The organism is Streptomyces sp. NPDC036984 (assembly GCF_055607665.1).
In genome coordinates this window covers 237,872-252,786 of sequence record NZ_JBVJRL010000002.1, presented here as the reverse complement: position 1 = coordinate 252,786, position 14,915 = coordinate 237,872, and the positions used below count along the sequence as shown (strand labels likewise).

Sequence of the window (14,915 nt, the reverse complement as noted above, 5' to 3'; positions counted from 1 at the left end):
GCTAATGGGTGTTCGGCCGGAAGCCACCCCGCGCGGCCTCTTCCATCGCCGCCAGCTCGGAGAGCATCGGCATCGGATCCACCCCGACCGACCCGGGCAGGAACTCCGCGATCCGCCCCGGAGTCCAGGAGCCGCCCTCGGCATAGGCGCAGCGCAGCTCCCTCGGCTGCGCCCACACCGCGATCTTCGGCCCGGCCACCGTGTACACCTGCCCGGTGATGCCCTCGGCGGCGGCCCGCTCGGACAGCAGGTACACCACCAGCGCGGCCACGTCCTCCGGTTCGCCGATCTCCGTCAGCGTCATGGGCACGTTGGCCGACATCCGTGTCCGCGCCACCGGCGCCACCGCGTTCGCGGTCACCCCGTACTTGTGCAGGCCGAGCGCGGCGCTGCGCACGAGCGAGATGATCCCGCCCTTCGCCGCGCTGTAGTTGGCCTGCGAGACCGAGCCCTGGTGGTTGCCGCTGGTGAAGCCGATCAGGGTGCCGGACCGCTGCCTGCGCATGACGGCGGAGGCGGCCCGGAAGACGGTGAACGTCCCTTTCAGATGCGTGGCGACGACCGGGTCCCACTCCTCCTCGGTCATGTTGAACAGCATCCGCTCCCGCAGGATGCCGGCCACGCACACGACCCCGTCGATACGGCCGTACGCCTCGACGGCCGTGTCCACGACCCGCCGGCCGCCCGCCATCGTGGAGATGTCGTCGGCGACCGCGACGGCTTCGCCGCCCGCCGCCCCGATCTCCTTGGCGACGGCCTCGGCGACCTCGCTCGTGGGCGAGGCGCCGTCCACGGCCACCCCGTAGTCGTTGACGACGACCTGCGCGCCCTCGGCCGCCGCCGCCAGCGCCACCGCCCGTCCGATCCCGCGTCCGGCACCCGTCACGGCGACGACCTTGCCTGCCAAGAAGTTCCCCACGCCCGGCCCCTTCCCGCGGTTTCTGACGGCCCGTTAGATTTTATGGCCCGTCGGATGCACGGACACAAGCCCCGGGGAGGCACCGGATGGCACTGCCGGAGGAGTTCCACAAGATCGCGGGGCGCGTGAACAACTGGGGACGCTGGGGCGCCGACGACGAGATCGGCACCCTGAACCTGATCACGGACGACGTCGTGCGCGCGGCCGCCGCCGAGGTGCGCACCGGCCGCCGCGTCCCCCTCGCCCTCCCCCTGCGGCAGGACGGCGTGCAGACGGGGGTGATCCCGGGCCGGGTCAATCCGCTGCACACGATGGTGCAGCTCAACCAGGAACTGTTCGGTCCGGGCACGGTGGCGTGCAGCGACGACGCGGTGACCATGGGCCTCCAGGCCGGCACCCACTGGGACGCGCTGACCCATGTCTCGCACTCCGGGAAGCTCTACAACGGCCGCCCGGCACACACGGTCACCGCGCACGGCGGCGCCGAGTTCAGCGGCATCGAGAAGGTGCGCCACCTCGTCTCGCGCGGGGTGCTGCTGGACGTGGCACGCGCGCGTGGCGTGGACCGGCTGGCGGGCGGGCACGCGGTCACGCCGGAGGATCTGGAGACGGCGGAGGAGTTCGGCGGCGTCCGCGTCCGCGCCGGTGACATCGTGCTGGTCCGGACCGGGCAGGTGCGGGTGTATCTGGCCGGGGACAGGCACGGGTACGGCTATCCGTCACCCGGGCTCTCGGTGCGCTGCCCGGAGTGGCTCCACGCGCGCGATGTGGCGGCGATCGCGAACGACACGCTCACTTTTGAGATATTTCCGCCCGAGATCGAGAATCTGTGGCTGCCGGTGCACGCGCTGCACCTGGTCGAGATGGGGATGATGCAGGGCCAGAACTGGAATCTCGAAAAGTTGTCCACAGCCTGTGGAGAAACTGGACGGTACGCGTTCCTGCTGTCGGCGATGCCCGAACCGTTCGTCGGCGCGACGGGGACACCGGTGGCGCCGGTGGCGATCCTCTGAAGGCCCTGGACCGGACGGGAGGTGCGGCCGGCGGCGCGCCGCCCCACCGCCACGCGCACGCGCCGCCCTCCGAAGCGACCCACACTCGGCGAGGGCCGCCGTCACCCGGGCCCTCGCCGTCCCCTCGCGGCGAATCGTCGCTCACCAGACTGATCAGCCGCCCAGGGGACGTCAACGCCGGGGCGGGCATGGATGGTGACACCGCGTTTGCGGCACCCGCGCACGGATGCACCGCCCGGCGCACCGGCGGGGCGGGCTGCTACACCGCTTCGAAGGCGAGATCCTGGTACGCGGACAGTCCGCCCCCGTACGCCGTCGCCGCGCTCTCCCGGGTCTGTGAACAGCGGTCCAGCTCGCACCAGATGCTCTTGCCTGCGCCCTCCGGACTCCAGCCCCAGCGGTCGGCGAGACAGTTCACGAGGGCCAGACCCCGGCCGCCGGTGGCGTCACTGCCGACGCAACGGGGCACGGGCGCACGGGAGCTGGTGTCGGCCACCTCCACCCGCACCGGGGCCGACGCGCCGCTCCCGTCCACCGGGCCCGGCAGACAGAGCCGCAGCACCGCCGGCCGGCCCGTGTGCACCACGGCGTTGGTCACCAGCTCGGAGACGAGCAGGATCAGTGTCTCGGCCAACGGCTCGTCGGCCGTTATCCCGGACCCCGCGAGCCGCGAGCGGGCCCATCTCCTCGCCCGCCCCACCTCCGCGGGGTCGGGCCGGATCTCCAGCTGCACTTGAAGCACCTGCACCGCTCACACCATCCGAACCGGCGGACCCATGGCCCCGCACCGTCCGCGCACCACGGCGCCAGCCGCGGCGACGATCACGACGAGGGCCACGATCGTAGCCATTCTCTGCATGGCCAGGACAACGGCCAGAGCAAGGGTCACGGAACGTGACTCCCTTGCGACACAGCATGGTTGACGTACAGTCACCCCAACAAGCGCTTCGGGCATATTCCCGCGCGAAGGAGTACGCGTGAGGCATACTGTGCGATGCGCGTGCCGGGGAGTCGAACAGGCGAGGGCAACGGCCCCGATCGCCCCGCGAGCTGCGGCGCGCACCGCACGGCCCGGCATCGCCCCAGGGGCACCGCCGGCCCTGCTCGTACGCGCAGCCACTCGCATCCCACACAAGGTACCGGAGCGGACACCCGACTCCAGGCCGTGACGAGTCTCGTGAAGGACACAACCCGGTATCGACGCTCCGTGATTCCGGTACGCCACGATCCGCGACATCGTGGGCCATGGCTTTCCGGGCATCACAGCCCAGAACACCTCCGGCGGCTCAGCCCGCCAGTGCGGCGGCGAGCAGTTCCTCACTCTGTGTGCTCCCCCCGGCACGCTGGGCGCGCACCCAGGCGCGTTTGAGGTGCAGATGCACGTCCGCCTCCCAGGTGAAGCCCATGCCGCCGTGCACCTGGAGGCAGTCGCGCGCCCCCCGCACGGCGGCCTCGTCGGCGAGCAGCCGGGCGGCGGCGATGTCGGCGGGGTCGGCCGTGACGGCGCCGGCGTAGACGGCGGCGCGTGCGGTCTCGGCCCGCACCAGCAGGTCCGCGCACAGATGCTGGACGGCCTGAAAGCCGCCGATCGGCCGTCCGAACTGCTCGCGGGTCCGGGCGTGTTGCACGGCCAGCTCGCACACCCGTCCGGCCGTGCCCAGTTGCTCGGCGGCGGTGAGGAGCACGGCCTCCGGTCCCGGATCGCCGGCGCGGGGCACCCGGTGCAGCGGGGTGAGCGGGTCCACCGAGCGCAGCGGCACGGCGGCGGAGGCGTCCCCGTGGACGGCGTCCGCCGCGTCCAGCCACTCCACCAGCTCCCCGTCGACGGCCGCCACGACACGCTCCCCGCTCGCCGCGCCTGGCACGTCACCGGCCGCGAGATGCGTGGCCACCAGCGGCCCGGGCAGCAGGGCCCGCCCCGCCTCCTCGAAGACCAGCACCGCCTCGGGCAGCCCGAGGCCGATCCCGCCGTCCGCCTCGGGCAGCCGCAGCGCGAAGAACCCCGCCTCCCCGAGGGTCCGCCACAGGGCCCGGTCGAGCCGGCCCGGCGCGTCGACGGCCGCGCGCAGCGCCGCCCGCCCGAAGCACCGCGCCAGCAGCTCCCGTACCCCTTGCCGCAAGGCGCGCTGCTCGTCGGTGAGTTGGAACCGCACGGTCACCTCCCCCTGGGCAGGCCGAGGATCCGCTCGGCCACGATGGTGCGCTGGATCTGCGAGGTGCCGGCGGCGATCGTGTACGACAGCGCGGACAGCCGGTCGAGCACCCAGGGGCGGTCCAGGTCGAGGGCGTCGGGGCCGAGCACCTCGGCGGCGGCGTCATACAGCTCCTGCCGGGCGTGTGAGTAGCGGAGCTTGAAGACCGAACCGCCGACGCCCGGCACCCCGCCGTTCGCCTCCGCCTCGCTCACGTTCCACTGGGTCAGCCGCCACAGCGCGCGGAACTCCGCGTCGAGCCGGCCGAGCCGGCGGCGCAGTGCGGGGTCGTCCCACCGCCCGTTCTCCCGTGCCGCACCGGCGAGTTGCCCGAGCGTCCGACGGCAGGCGACCACCTCGCCGACGAAGGCGGTGCCGCGTTCGAAGGAGAGGGTGACCATGGTGACGCGCCAGCCGTCGTTCTCCCTGCCCACCCGGTTGGCGACCGGCACCCGCACCTCGTCCAGGAACACCTCGGCGAACTCCGCCGACCCGGCGAGCGTGCGCAGCGGCCGTACGGTGATGCCCTCGGCATCCATGGGCAGGGCCAGCCAGGTGATGCCCCGGTGCCGGGGGGCCGCCGGGTCGGTGCGCACCAGCAGCTCGCACCAGTCGGCGACTACGGCATGGGAGGTCCAGATCTTGGATCCGCTCACCACGTAGTCGTCGCCGTCCCTGCGCGCGCGTGTGCGCAGTGCAGCGAGGTCGGAGCCGGCGTCCGGCTCGCTGAAGCCCTGGCACCAGACCTCCTCGCCGCGCAGGATCGGCGGCAGCCAGCGCGCCCGCTGTTCGGGCGTGCCCTCGGCGGCGATCGTCGGCCCGGCGTGCAGCAGTCCGACGAAACCCGCGCCCACGTAGGGCGCGCCCGCCTTCTCGGTCTCCTCCAGGAAGATCAGCCGCAGGGTCGGGGAGGCGTCCCAGTGGACGTCGGCGTACCCGGCGTCGTACAGCATCCGCTGCCAGCCGAGGTCGTAGGCGCGGCGGCCCGGCCAGTCGTCCGGGGACGGCTTCGCGGGCAGGGTGGGCAGCACCTTGGCGAGCCACTCCCGCAGCCGGGCCCGGAACCCCTCCTCCTCAGGCGTGTACGAGAGGTCCATCACTTCTCGAGGTCCAGGTCCAGCATGCGGATGGCGTTGCCCCGCATCAGCTTGTGGACGGTCTCGTCGTCCAGGCCCTTGACGTGGTCGAGGGCGACCTCCTTGGTGTGCGGGAAGGTCGAGTCGACGTGTGGGTAGTCGGTCTCGAAGGTGGCGTTGTCGCGGCCGACCACGTCGAGCGAGGCGATGCCGTGCTTGTCGCGGAAGAAGCAGCAGAAGATCTGCCGGTAGTAGTACGTCGACGGCGGCTCGGGGATCAGGTCCCGGACCCCGCCCCAGGCGCGGTGCTCCTCCCACACGTCGTCGGCGCGTTCCAGCGCGTACGGGATCCAGCCCATCTGGCCTTCGGAGTAGGCGAGTTTGAGCCGCGGGTAGCGCACCAGGACCCCGCTGAAGAGGTAGTCCATCATCGAGGCCATCGCGTTGTTGAAGCTCAGGGACGCCTGGACGGCGGGCGGTGCGTCCGGGGAGGCGGCGGGCATCTGGGAGCTGCTGCCGATGTGCATGTTGACGACCGTGCCCGTCTCCTGGCAGGCCGCGAAGAACGGGTCCCAGTAACCGGAGTGGATGGAGGGCAGCCCGAGATGGGTGGGGATCTCGGAGAAGGTCACGGCCCGCACCCCGCGCTCGGCGTTCCGCCGGATCTCCGCGACGGCCAGCTCGATGTCCCACAGCGGGATCAGGCACAGCGGGATCAGCCGCCCGCCGCTGTCCCCGCACCACTCCTCCACCATCCAGTCGTTGTAGGCGCGCACGCAGGCGAGGGCGACCTCCTTGTCGTGTGCCTCGGCGAAGGTCTGCCCGCAGAAGCGGGGGAAGGTCGGGAAGCAGAGGCTCGCCTCGACGTGATTGAGGTCCATGTCCGCCAGCCGGGCCTCGGGGTCCCAGCAGCCGCGCCGCATCTGCTCCCGGGTGATGCCCTCCAGGGTCATCTCGTCCCGGTCGAAGCCGACGGCGGCGATGTTCCGTTTGTACGGGAACTTCAGGTCCTCGTAGATCCACCAGTCGGTCGGCGGGCCGTCCGGGTCCATGGTGATCTGGTACTTCCCGCCGACGTACGCCAGCTCCCCGATGCCGGCGGTCAGCGGCTTGGGCCCGCGGTCCCGGTACTTCGCCGGCAGCCAGGTCTCGAAGAGGTGCGCGGGCTCGATCACGTGGTCGTCGACGCTGATGATGCGGGGCAGTTCGGTCGCCATGGGTCCCCTTTGCCGGACGGTGTTCGACTGGGCACTGCTTATCTGATGAACCGTCAGTTAGCATGTCATCTGACTGACCGTCAGCCAAGCAGGGGGCAGCCGTGACCGAGACCCCGCACACCCTGGGTTCCGCCCGCACACTGTGGGAGCTGGCCGCCCGCCGTGCCGCCCTCACCCCCGACCGCCCGGTCCTCCTCCAGGGCGACCGCCGGCTCACCTTCGGCGCCCTGCGCGACCGGGCCGAGCGGGTCGCGGCCGGCCTGTACGGCATGGGGGTGCGCCCCGGCACCGTGGTCGCCTGGCAGCTGCCCACCCGGATCGAGACCGCCGTACTGTCCTTCGCACTGGCCCGCCTGGGCGCCGTACAGTCCCCGGTCATCCCCTTCTACCGGGACCGGGAGGTCGGCTTCGCGCTGCGCGCGTCGAAGGCGGAGTTCTTCGCCGTACCGGGCGTCTGGCGCGGCCACGACCACACGGAGACGGCCCGCCGGCTCGGCGCCAGGGGCGTCTTCGAGGCGTACGACTCCCTCCCCGACGGCGACCCGGCGGTACTGCCCGCCCCGCCCGCCGACGGCACCTCGGTCCGCTGGATCTACTGGACCTCGGGCACCACCTCCGACCCCAAGGGCGTCCTGCACACCGACCGCTCCCTGATCGCGGGCGGCTCCTGCCTGGCGCACGCGCTCCGGCTGTCGGCGTCCGACGTGGGCTCCATGGCCTTCCCGTACGCCCACATAGCCGGCCCCGACTACACGGTGATGCTCCTGTTGTACGGCTTCCCTGCGGTGATGTTCGAGCACTTCGCACTGCCGGACGCGCTGGCGGAGTACCGGCGGCACGGGGTGACGGTGGCCGGCGGCTCCACGGCGTTCTACTCGATGTTCCTGGCCGAGCAGCGCAGACGGCCCGGGGAGAAGGTGATCCCCTCGCTCCGGCTCCTCGCGGGCGGCGGCGCCCCGAAGCCACCCGAGCTGTATCACGCGGTCGTCCGCGAGATGGACGTCCAGCTCACCCACGGCTACGGCATGACCGAAGTCCCGATGATCACCATGGGCGACCCGGAGGACACCGCGGAGAACCTGGCGACGACCGAGGGCCGCCCGCCCGAGGGCATGGAGGTCCGCATCGTCGACGGCGAGGTGCGGCTGCGCGGCGAGGCCGTCTGCCAGGGTTATCTGGACCCGGTCCAGACAGCGGCGGCCTTCGACGCCGACGGCTTCCTGCGCACCGGCGACCTCGGCCACGTCACCGGCTCGGGGCACCTGGTGCTCACCGGACGCCTCAAGGACGTGATCATCCGCAAGGGGGAGAACATCTCCGCCAAGGAGATCGAGGACCTGCTGGCCGCACATCCGGCCGTGGCGGACGTGGCCGTGATCGGCCTGCCGGACGCGGAGCGCGGCGAACTGGTCTGCGCGGTCGTCGAACAACGGCCTGAGACGGGCAGCCTGACCCTGCCGGAGGTCGTGTCCCACCTGCGGGCGGCGGGCCTGTCCGTGCACAAGTTGCCGGAGCGCCTGGAGGTGGTGGACGCCCTGCCGCGCAACGACACCCTGCGGAAGGTGCTGAAGTACAGGCTGCGCGAGCGGTTCTCGACAACGGCCGCCTGAGACCGCTCTGGAACAAGACGGCGCGGAGCCGGTCTTGGTTGTCCGACTCCGGGACCATTTGCCGTGCCGTGTATCCCCCCAAGGTCCAAGAAATCCTGTCTGGTTGATGGATTCGCCGAACTCCTTCGTTCGCAAGGGTGGATGCGTCCCATACCACCGACCCAAGGACCTTGCCTCCGTGCGAAGCAGTCGAACAGCCCCCTTGCTGGCGGTCAGCGCCGTCGCTCTTCTGGTTCCCGCGCTCGCCCCGGCCACGGCATCCGCCGCCGAGGACCCAGTGAGCCAGTACCTTCGGCAGAAGCCGGCGTGGCACCGCTGCGACAGAGATGCGCCGGCCACCTTCCAGTGCGCCACGATCAAGGTGCCGCTCAATTACAGCCGCCCGGACGGCAAGAAGATCGACCTCGCGATATCGAGGATCAAGGCGAGCAGCAAGACGGAGCGCCGCGGTGTGCTCCTGATCAACCCGGGCGGCCCGGGCGGCAGTGGCGTCGACATGCCGCTCTACATGGCGGACGAGCTGCCGAAGTCCGTGAAGGCCCGGTACGACCTCGTCGGCTTCGACCCGCGGGGCGTCGGCCGGAGCTCCCCCGTCGGCTGCGGTCTGACGTCCGAGCAGCAGAACTGGGAACGGCCCTACAAGCCGCAGACGTTCGCCAAGGACGTGAAGTGGGCCCGGACCGTCGCCGACAAGTGCAACGCCAAGCAGGGCGCCACCCTCCGCCACATCACCACCCGCAACACCGCCCGGGACATGGACGCGATCCGCACCGTGCTCGGCGAGAAGAAGATCTCCTACCTCGGCTACTCGTACGGCACCTACCTCGGCGCGGTCTACACGCAGATGTTCCCCGCGCGCGCCGACCGTTTCGTGCTGGACAGCGCCGTCGACCCCGCCCGCATCTGGCGCGGCATGATCCAGGTCTGGGCCGAGGGCAGCGAGCCCGCCTTCACCCGGTGGACCGAGTGGACCGCCAAGCGGAACACCAAGTACCGGCTGGGCGCCACACCCGAGGCGGTCCGCAAGACCTTCTACGACCTGGTCGCCCAGGCCGACCGCAAGCCGATCGACCCGGACGGCATGCGGCTGACCGGTGACGACATCCGCTCCAGCAGCCGGGCCGTCTTCTTCAGCGTGCGCGACGCCGCCGAGTGGGTCGTCGAGCTGAAGAAGGCCGCCGCGGGCAGGCCCTCCTCCCTCACCCAGCAGCCCAAGGCGCCCACGCCGGTTCCGCCTTCGTTCAGCCGTGCCACGCCCGAGGACAACGGCGACGCCGCCTTCTGGTCCGTCCTGTGCGCCGACACGCGCAACTGGCCGCGCGACCCCGAGCAGTACCGCAGCGACGCGATCCGCGACAAGGCCAGGTACCCGCTGTACGGCGACTTCGCCTCCAACATCAAGCCGTGCGCCTTCTGGAAGCAGAGCGGCGGCGAGCCCGCCACCACGATCGACAACACGGTCGGCGCGCTGATCCTCCAGAACGAGTGGGACTCCCAGACGCCGCTGACCAGCGGCCAGGGTCTGCGCCGTGTCATGAAGGGGGCGAAGATGGTCACGGTGGCCGGGGGTGTCGGCCACGGCGTCTACGGCACCAAGTCGTGCGCCGACAAGACGGCCACGGCCTACCTGACCACCGGCAAGCTGCCGACGACGGACACCACCTGCCAGGCCGCGCCGGCGGCACGGGAGCGCAGCAGCGTCAGCCCGCTGCCGCTCCCGACGCGTCCGGGTCTCCCGGGGCTGGGCAGCCGCTTCTGAACAGGTGAACCCCCCGTGGGACCTTCCGCCCCGGGAGGTCCCACGGCCGGGGAGACCGGCCACGGGACCGGCACCGCGCTCACATCCGGCTCAGGCTCGCCGCCGCGTAGAGCACGTCCCTGATCGCCTGCCGGTCGCCGTCCTGGCCCGCCGCCGCGTCCTCCGGGGACACATGACCCGCGGTCAGCCGACAGAACTCCACGCCGTCCAGGGCCACATGGGCCACCTCGAAGTCCGCGGAGCCCACCGCGGCCGGTGAGTCCAGCGGGATCAGCCACTCCCCGCCGGCCGCGCCCTCGATCTCCAGGCGCAGGCTGCGGCCGGGCGCGCCGGCCGGGACCAGGTGCCGGGTCCGGCGGCCCGGCTCGGACAGGCCCGCGCGGCGGCGCTCGGCGAGGGCCGCCGGCAGCAGCCTGGCCGCGAGGTCGATCATCCGGTTGAGGTGACGCGGCGCCGGCGGCTCGTACGGGTAGTCCACCGCCTCCGCGATGTCCTCGGCGTGCGCCCAGCACTCGAAGGCGCGGTCCAGCATCGCGTCGTGCAGCGGCAGCGCGAAGTCGCCGTAGGACACCTCCAGTCCGCCCGTGTGGCTGCCGGTGAAGGACGCCGTCCGCACCAGGCCGTGGCTCTGCTCCCGCCAGGGGCCGCGCACCGAGCCGAGCGAGACGGGGGTGTCCCCGCCCGCGGGGTGGGGGAGGGCCGGCGGGACGTGCGAGGCCCGCCAGAACGCCTCGGTGCGGCCGGCCGGGCCCACGGCGTCCTGCTCCGCGTCGGCCACGCCGGCCAGCGGGTCCTCCAGGCCGAGCGCCACGGCCACCAGTCCGTCCACCGACAGCAGGTGCGCGATCACCCCGGCGACGGTCGTACGCCGGCTCGTCGCGGTGTCGCCCTCGAACCACCGCAGCGGGACCGGCGCGTGCCACTCCGCGTCCCCGAAGTCCTGGAGCAGCGCGTCCAGCCGCGCGGTCTCGGCGTCGTACGGCGCCGCCCAGTCGGGCACCGGGATGCGCGGCGGCCGGCGGGTCAGGCAGCTGGTGAGGACGCGGGTGCGCAGCCCGGGGTCCAGGTCCAGGCTCTCCGGCTGGTGCAGCAGGCCGACCGCCTCGCGCAGCCGGCGGGCCTCGTCGGCACAGCTGCCGCAGCCGCCCAGGTGTTCCTCCACGGCCGCCGCCTCCGCCGCCGAGCAGGCGGCCAGCGCCCAGGCGCCGAGCAGCGACTTCAGGACATCGTGCGACAGGTCGAGCGGCACGGGTGCGAGGTCCCCCAGGTCGGCGAGGTCGGGCAGCGCACGCCCGCTGTCCTCCACGGAGGCGCGGGGCGTCGGGATGCGCGGCGAGGGCGCGGGACCGGATGCGCCGGGACCGCACGGAACGTCTCCCGCACCACCGTCCCACCCGGAACCGGCTGTCCCCCCGGAACCGGCGGTCCCCCCGGCCTCGTTCGGCCCGTCGCGCCCCTCGTGGCCCTCGTGGCCCTCGTGGCCGCCGTGGCCGTCGTGGCCGTCGTGCTCGTCGTGTGCCTCGAACCGGCTCGCCCCGCTCACACCGCACCCCGGTATCCCGACGGTGTCCCCGTGTCGTGGGCGGTGGACAGGAGCTGGAGGCCGAGGCGGAGCCGGCGGCGGGCCTCTTCCTCGGTGACGCCGAGGTCGGCCGCGGTCTGGCGGTAGTCCCGGCGCTGGACGTAGGCGAGGTCCAGGGCGGCGCGCAGCGGGGCCGGCATGGAGTGGACGATGTAGTCGGCGCGGGCGGCGACCGAGGCGCGGCGCACCGTGCTCTCCCGTTCCTCGCGCCGCGGCTGCTCCCGTTCCTCCCGGTCGCGCAGCCGCTGCACGGCGAGCCGGTGGGTGACGGCGGCGATCCAGGAGCGCAGCGGGCCCTGCTTGGGGTCATACCTCTCGGGGTGTTCCCAGACGTGGGCGAAGACCTCGCGGGTGACGCCGTCGGCGGCCTGCTCGTCGCCCAGGACCCGGTGGGCGAGGCTGTGCACCAGGGAGGCGAACCGGTCGTACAGCTCGCCGAGAGCGGCCGCCTCACCGCGGGCGAGCCGCTGCTGCATCTTGCGGTCCCAGCGGGGCGGTACGTCCGTCCTGGCCATGCGGTCCCCTCCCCTCACCGTGTACGGCCCGTCCAGCCTGTCGGTCCTGCCCACTCGAATGTAGTCGGCACGTCTGACAACGCACGCCCCTTTAGGGCAAAGTGCGCCCCCCGTGGCGTCGCAGGTGATAGTGCCCCCTTCACACAATCTCCACACGAGGCGCGTACACCTCTGATCGAACACGATCGATAGTGACCGAAACAAGCCCCTTGGTGATCAACAGCCGTTTGCGGGGTCACGTTTCAGGGAACGGCCGCTGGGCAGCCGCGCGGAAAGAAATGCAGGAACTGCTTCCGTTTCCGGGCGGTTCCGGGAAATCCGGCGAGCGGAGGGGCAAGGCCGTGGCATTCAACGTGACCGGCGTCGAACAGGGCGAGTGGGCCGTGCTCCGGGTGTCCGGGGAACTGGATCTGATGACCTCGCCGGTGCTGCGCCAGCGAGTGCACGACGTCGTCGCCGAGGGGCATCACAGCCTCGTCGTGGACCTCTCCGACGTGTTCTTCTGCGACTCCAGCGGGGTCGGCGTCCTCATCGCCGCCCGCCGGCTGATCCGGTCCTGCCAGGGCCGGCTGCGGCTGATCCTGCCGGACCGGGGCGCCGACGACGGCTCGCACGTCAACCGGGTCCTCGGCGCGCTCGGCGTCCGCCGGCTCTTCGACGTCCGCCCCGACCTCGACTCGGCGACCGCGGACGAGGCGGGTCCGCTCTCCGCCTGAGCGGCCGTCACGGTCTCGCGACTCGGCCACACAGTTGTCGCAGAATTCCCCCGGTCTTGGCACAATCGTCGGTTTTCCGCCGGCCGACGGCCCCCCGCGTCGTACGCTCCCTGCCAGGTCGACCCCACGGACAGGCAAGACCCTCACGTACGACCCTCACGTAAGGCGGCCCCAACAGACATGGTCAGCACCGAGTACGAGCGCAGGATCGCCGCCCGGTTCGCCACCTTCGACCAGGACGGCAACGGCTATATCGACCGCGCGGACTTCAGCGCCGCGGCCAAGGCGCTGCTCGCCGAGTTCGCCGTCCCCGCCCGCTCCGCCGCGGGACAAGCCCTGTACGCCGGCGCCGAGGCGTTCTGGCAGGGCATGGCCGGCATCGCCGACCGGGACGGCGACCAGCGCATCACCCGCGAGGAGTTCGTCACCGGCGCGGTCAAGCGGCTGCGCGACAACCCCGACCGCTTCGCCGAGATCGCGCGCCCGTTCCTGCACGCGGCCCTGGCGGTGGCGGACACGGACGGGGACGGCCGGCTCAGCGTCACCGACACCGCGCGCGTGCTCCGGGTCCTGCACGTGCCGGAGACCGTCGCCGAGGCGAGCGCGGCGGCCCTCGACACCGACGGCGACGGCAGCATCGCGGAACCGGACATCATCCCGGCCTTCGCCCGCTACTTCACGGTGCCCGAGCAGCCGTAACCGCCCCTCGGACCAGTCCCTTCACGGGGCGGCCCACCCGAAGGAACCGGCTCCCGAGGGACCGGCTCCCTCAGTTGAAGACGACCGTCCGTCGGCCGTTCAGCAGAATGCGGCGCTCCGCGTGCCACTTCACCGCCCGCGCCAGCGCCTGGCACTCCACGTCCCGGCCGATGGCAACGAGCTGGTCCGGCGTCACGTAGTGGCCGACCCGCTCGACCTCCTGCTCGATGATCGGCCCCTCGTCCAGGTCCGCGGTGACGTAGTGCGCCGTCGCCCCGATCAGCTTCACACCCCGGGCGTGCGCCTGGTGGTACGGCTTCGCGCCCTTGAAGCTCGGCAGGAAGGAGTGGTGGATGTTGATGATCCGGCCGCTGAGCCGCTTGCACAGCTCGTCCGAGAGGACCTGCATGTAGCGGGCGAGGACGACCAGTTCGACCCGCTCCTCGCGGACGATCTCCAGCAGCTTCGCCTCGGCCTCCGACTTGGTCTCCCTCGTCACCGGAATGTGGTGGAAGGGGATGTTGTAGGAGCCCACCAGCTCCTCGAAGTCGGTGTGATTCGACACCACGCCCACGATCTCCACCGGCAGCGCCCCGATCCGCGCCCGGAACAGCAGGTCGTTCAGGCAGTGTCCGAACTTGCTGACCATGAGCAGGATGCGCATCTTCTGGTCGGCCCGGTTGATCTGCCAGTCCATGTGGAAGGAATCGCCGATCGCGGCGAAGCTCGCCCGCAGCTTCTCCACCGTCACCGGCGCCTCGGCCGAGAAGTGGACGCGCATGAAGAACAGTCCCGTGTCGTGGTCGCCGAACTGCTGGCTGTCCTCGATGTTGCAGCCGGTCATGAACAGGTAGCTGGACACGGCGTGCACGATGCCCTGCTTGTCCGGGCAGGAGAGGGTGAGGACGTACTGGTCGGCCGGTGCGGCGGCGGAAGAGACGGACTGATCGGTCATGCACTGCATGGTCCCATACCGGCCACCCGGTGGGGGCCGCCGTCCGCTACGCGGACCTCGTCAGGATCCGCAGCACGTCCAGGCTCTTCGGCGGCGTGTCCGGGTCCTCCCCGTCGCTCGCCGCCATCCGCACGTGCGCGTCCCGGGCCGCCCGCACCGCGTCCGGCCAGCCCGGGTGCTCCAGGTACGTCGCGACGGGCGCGTCCGGGCCGACCTGGTGCATGATCCGCAGCACCCGCAGCACCGCGGTGTCGACGAGCGCCGCCTCCTGCGAGTCCCGGAATATGGTGCCGACGTACTTCTCGGCCGACCAGTTGTCCAGCCAGGTGTCCTCCACCAGCCGGTACACGGCGTCCGTGACGTCGCCGTAGCCGTCCGTGCCGGCCAGCCAGACGTCCCGCTGGAACACCGGGTCGGAGAGCATGTGCAGCGCCGAGCGCACATGGCTGCGCCACCGCCACCACGGCATGTCGTTCAGGGGCATGCCGCCCATGGTGGAGGAGCGACGGCCGCGACGGGAAGAGTTCTCCGAACCTTGCACGGTCATCGATCGTACGTTCCTCGTCCCACCGGTCTCACTGGCCCCTGCAATTCACCTCGGTGTCACCTTTCCTCTACCGAGGGTCACTCCCAGGTTAGCGGTGTGAGGGAATCGTGCGTGT

General features: G+C 71.8%; 14 protein-coding genes. 5 read left to right on the top strand and 9 right to left on the bottom strand.

All coding sequences use genetic code 11. The features are described 5' to 3' along the window. Nucleotide 1: 1 nt before the first annotated feature. Complete coding sequence (locus ACZ7DL_RS05150) at nucleotides 2-919, bottom strand: SDR family NAD(P)-dependent oxidoreductase (RefSeq protein ID WP_470771503.1); 918 nt, start codon at nucleotides 917-919, stop codon at nucleotides 2-4. A gap of 86 nt (nucleotides 920-1,005) precedes the next feature. On the opposite strand from ACZ7DL_RS05150, the gene ACZ7DL_RS05145 reads away from it, so the two are divergent. Further along, nucleotides 1,006-1,932 carry a cyclase family protein gene (locus tag ACZ7DL_RS05145; RefSeq protein WP_470771501.1) on the top strand — a complete coding sequence of 309 codons (927 nt, stop codon included), beginning with the start codon at nucleotides 1,006-1,008 and terminating at the stop codon, nucleotides 1,930-1,932. A gap of 259 nt (nucleotides 1,933-2,191) precedes the next feature. On the opposite strand, the gene ACZ7DL_RS05140 is transcribed toward ACZ7DL_RS05145, so the two are convergent. The 4 genes from ACZ7DL_RS05140 to ACZ7DL_RS05125 all read right to left on the bottom strand — a co-directional run bounded on the left by ACZ7DL_RS05140 (nucleotide 2,192) and on the right by ACZ7DL_RS05125 (nucleotide 6,417). Then, nucleotides 2,192-2,665, bottom strand: coding sequence for an ATP-binding protein (locus ACZ7DL_RS05140; RefSeq protein ID WP_470771981.1), 474 nt, complete (start codon nucleotides 2,663-2,665; stop codon nucleotides 2,192-2,194). Nucleotides 2,666-3,218: 553 nt separating this feature from the next. Continuing rightward, nucleotides 3,219-4,085, bottom strand: coding sequence for an acyl-CoA dehydrogenase family protein (locus ACZ7DL_RS05135; RefSeq protein ID WP_470771499.1), 867 nt, complete (start codon nucleotides 4,083-4,085; stop codon nucleotides 3,219-3,221). Between the two features lie 2 nt (nucleotides 4,086-4,087). After that, nucleotides 4,088-5,221, bottom strand: coding sequence for an acyl-CoA dehydrogenase family protein (locus ACZ7DL_RS05130; protein ID WP_470771498.1), 1,134 nt, complete (start codon nucleotides 5,219-5,221; stop codon nucleotides 4,088-4,090). Then, nucleotides 5,221-6,417: an amidohydrolase family protein gene (locus tag ACZ7DL_RS05125; protein ID WP_470771497.1), complete on the bottom strand. Its 1,197-nt coding sequence runs from the start codon at nucleotides 6,415-6,417 to the stop codon at nucleotides 5,221-5,223. The genes ACZ7DL_RS05130 and ACZ7DL_RS05125 overlap by 1 nt, the downstream gene beginning before the upstream one ends. Nucleotides 6,418-6,518: 101 nt before the next feature. Here ACZ7DL_RS05125 and ACZ7DL_RS05120 point away from each other — a divergent pair, with 101 nt between their 5' ends. Together ACZ7DL_RS05120 and ACZ7DL_RS05115 are read left to right on the top strand one after the other, a co-directional pair. After that, nucleotides 6,519-8,027, top strand: coding sequence for a class I adenylate-forming enzyme family protein (locus ACZ7DL_RS05120; RefSeq protein WP_470771495.1), 1,509 nt, complete (start codon nucleotides 6,519-6,521; stop codon nucleotides 8,025-8,027). A 178-nt stretch (nucleotides 8,028-8,205) separates the two neighbouring features. After that, a complete protein-coding gene (locus ACZ7DL_RS05115; protein ID WP_470771493.1) occupies nucleotides 8,206-9,786 on the top strand; it encodes an alpha/beta fold hydrolase in 1,581 nt (526 codons plus the stop codon). Between the two features lie 79 nt (nucleotides 9,787-9,865). Here ACZ7DL_RS05115 and ACZ7DL_RS05110 read toward each other — a convergent pair whose 3' ends face one another. After that, complete coding sequence (locus tag ACZ7DL_RS05110) at nucleotides 9,866-11,329, bottom strand: zf-HC2 domain-containing protein (RefSeq protein WP_470771492.1); 1,464 nt, start codon at nucleotides 11,327-11,329, stop codon at nucleotides 9,866-9,868. Then, on the bottom strand, nucleotides 11,326-11,883 hold the full coding sequence (locus tag ACZ7DL_RS05105) for a sigma-70 family RNA polymerase sigma factor (protein WP_470771491.1): 558 nt from the start codon (nucleotides 11,881-11,883) through the stop codon (nucleotides 11,326-11,328). The genes ACZ7DL_RS05110 and ACZ7DL_RS05105 overlap by 4 nt, the downstream gene beginning before the upstream one ends. A gap of 341 nt (nucleotides 11,884-12,224) precedes the next feature. Here ACZ7DL_RS05105 and ACZ7DL_RS05100 point away from each other — a divergent pair, with 341 nt between their 5' ends. After that, nucleotides 12,225-12,599 carry an STAS domain-containing protein gene (locus ACZ7DL_RS05100; protein ID WP_470771489.1) on the top strand — a complete coding sequence of 125 codons (375 nt, stop codon included), beginning with the start codon at nucleotides 12,225-12,227 and terminating at the stop codon, nucleotides 12,597-12,599. Between the two features lie 180 nt (nucleotides 12,600-12,779). Then, nucleotides 12,780-13,298 carry an EF-hand domain-containing protein gene (locus tag ACZ7DL_RS05095; protein ID WP_470771488.1) on the top strand — a complete coding sequence of 173 codons (519 nt, stop codon included), beginning with the start codon at nucleotides 12,780-12,782 and terminating at the stop codon, nucleotides 13,296-13,298. A gap of 70 nt (nucleotides 13,299-13,368) precedes the next feature. Here the strand turns inward: ACZ7DL_RS05095 and purU are convergent, their stop codons facing one another. Both purU and ACZ7DL_RS05085 read right to left on the bottom strand, forming a co-directional pair. Beyond that, on the bottom strand, nucleotides 13,369-14,253 hold the full coding sequence (gene purU, locus ACZ7DL_RS05090; protein WP_470771487.1) for a formyltetrahydrofolate deformylase: 885 nt from the start codon (nucleotides 14,251-14,253) through the stop codon (nucleotides 13,369-13,371). 46 nt (nucleotides 14,254-14,299) lie between these two features. After that, nucleotides 14,300-14,800: an SCO4402 family protein gene (locus ACZ7DL_RS05085; RefSeq protein WP_470771486.1), complete on the bottom strand. Its 501-nt coding sequence runs from the start codon at nucleotides 14,798-14,800 to the stop codon at nucleotides 14,300-14,302. Nucleotides 14,801-14,915 lie beyond the last annotated feature (115 nt).

What these genes read in the sequence shown, in the direction of transcription:
- ACZ7DL_RS05145 (WP_470771501.1), top strand. Translation starts at nt 1,006, where the DNA reads ATGGCACTGCCGGAGGAGTTCCACAAGATCGCGGGGCGCGTGAACAAC.
- ACZ7DL_RS05130 (WP_470771498.1), bottom strand. Translation starts at nt 5,221, where the DNA reads ATGGACCTCTCGTACACGCCTGAGGAGGAGGGGTTCCGGGCCCGGCTG.
- ACZ7DL_RS05125 (WP_470771497.1), bottom strand. Translation starts at nt 6,417, where the DNA reads ATGGCGACCGAACTGCCCCGCATCATCAGCGTCGACGACCACGTGATC.
- ACZ7DL_RS05105 (WP_470771491.1), bottom strand. Translation starts at nt 11,883, where the DNA reads ATGGCCAGGACGGACGTACCGCCCCGCTGGGACCGCAAGATGCAGCAG.
- ACZ7DL_RS05095 (WP_470771488.1), top strand. Translation starts at nt 12,780, where the DNA reads ATGGTCAGCACCGAGTACGAGCGCAGGATCGCCGCCCGGTTCGCCACC.
- purU (WP_470771487.1), bottom strand. Translation starts at nt 14,253, where the DNA reads ATGACCGATCAGTCCGTCTCTTCCGCCGCCGCACCGGCCGACCAGTAC.
- ACZ7DL_RS05085 (WP_470771486.1), bottom strand. Translation starts at nt 14,800, where the DNA reads ATGACCGTGCAAGGTTCGGAGAACTCTTCCCGTCGCGGCCGTCGCTCC.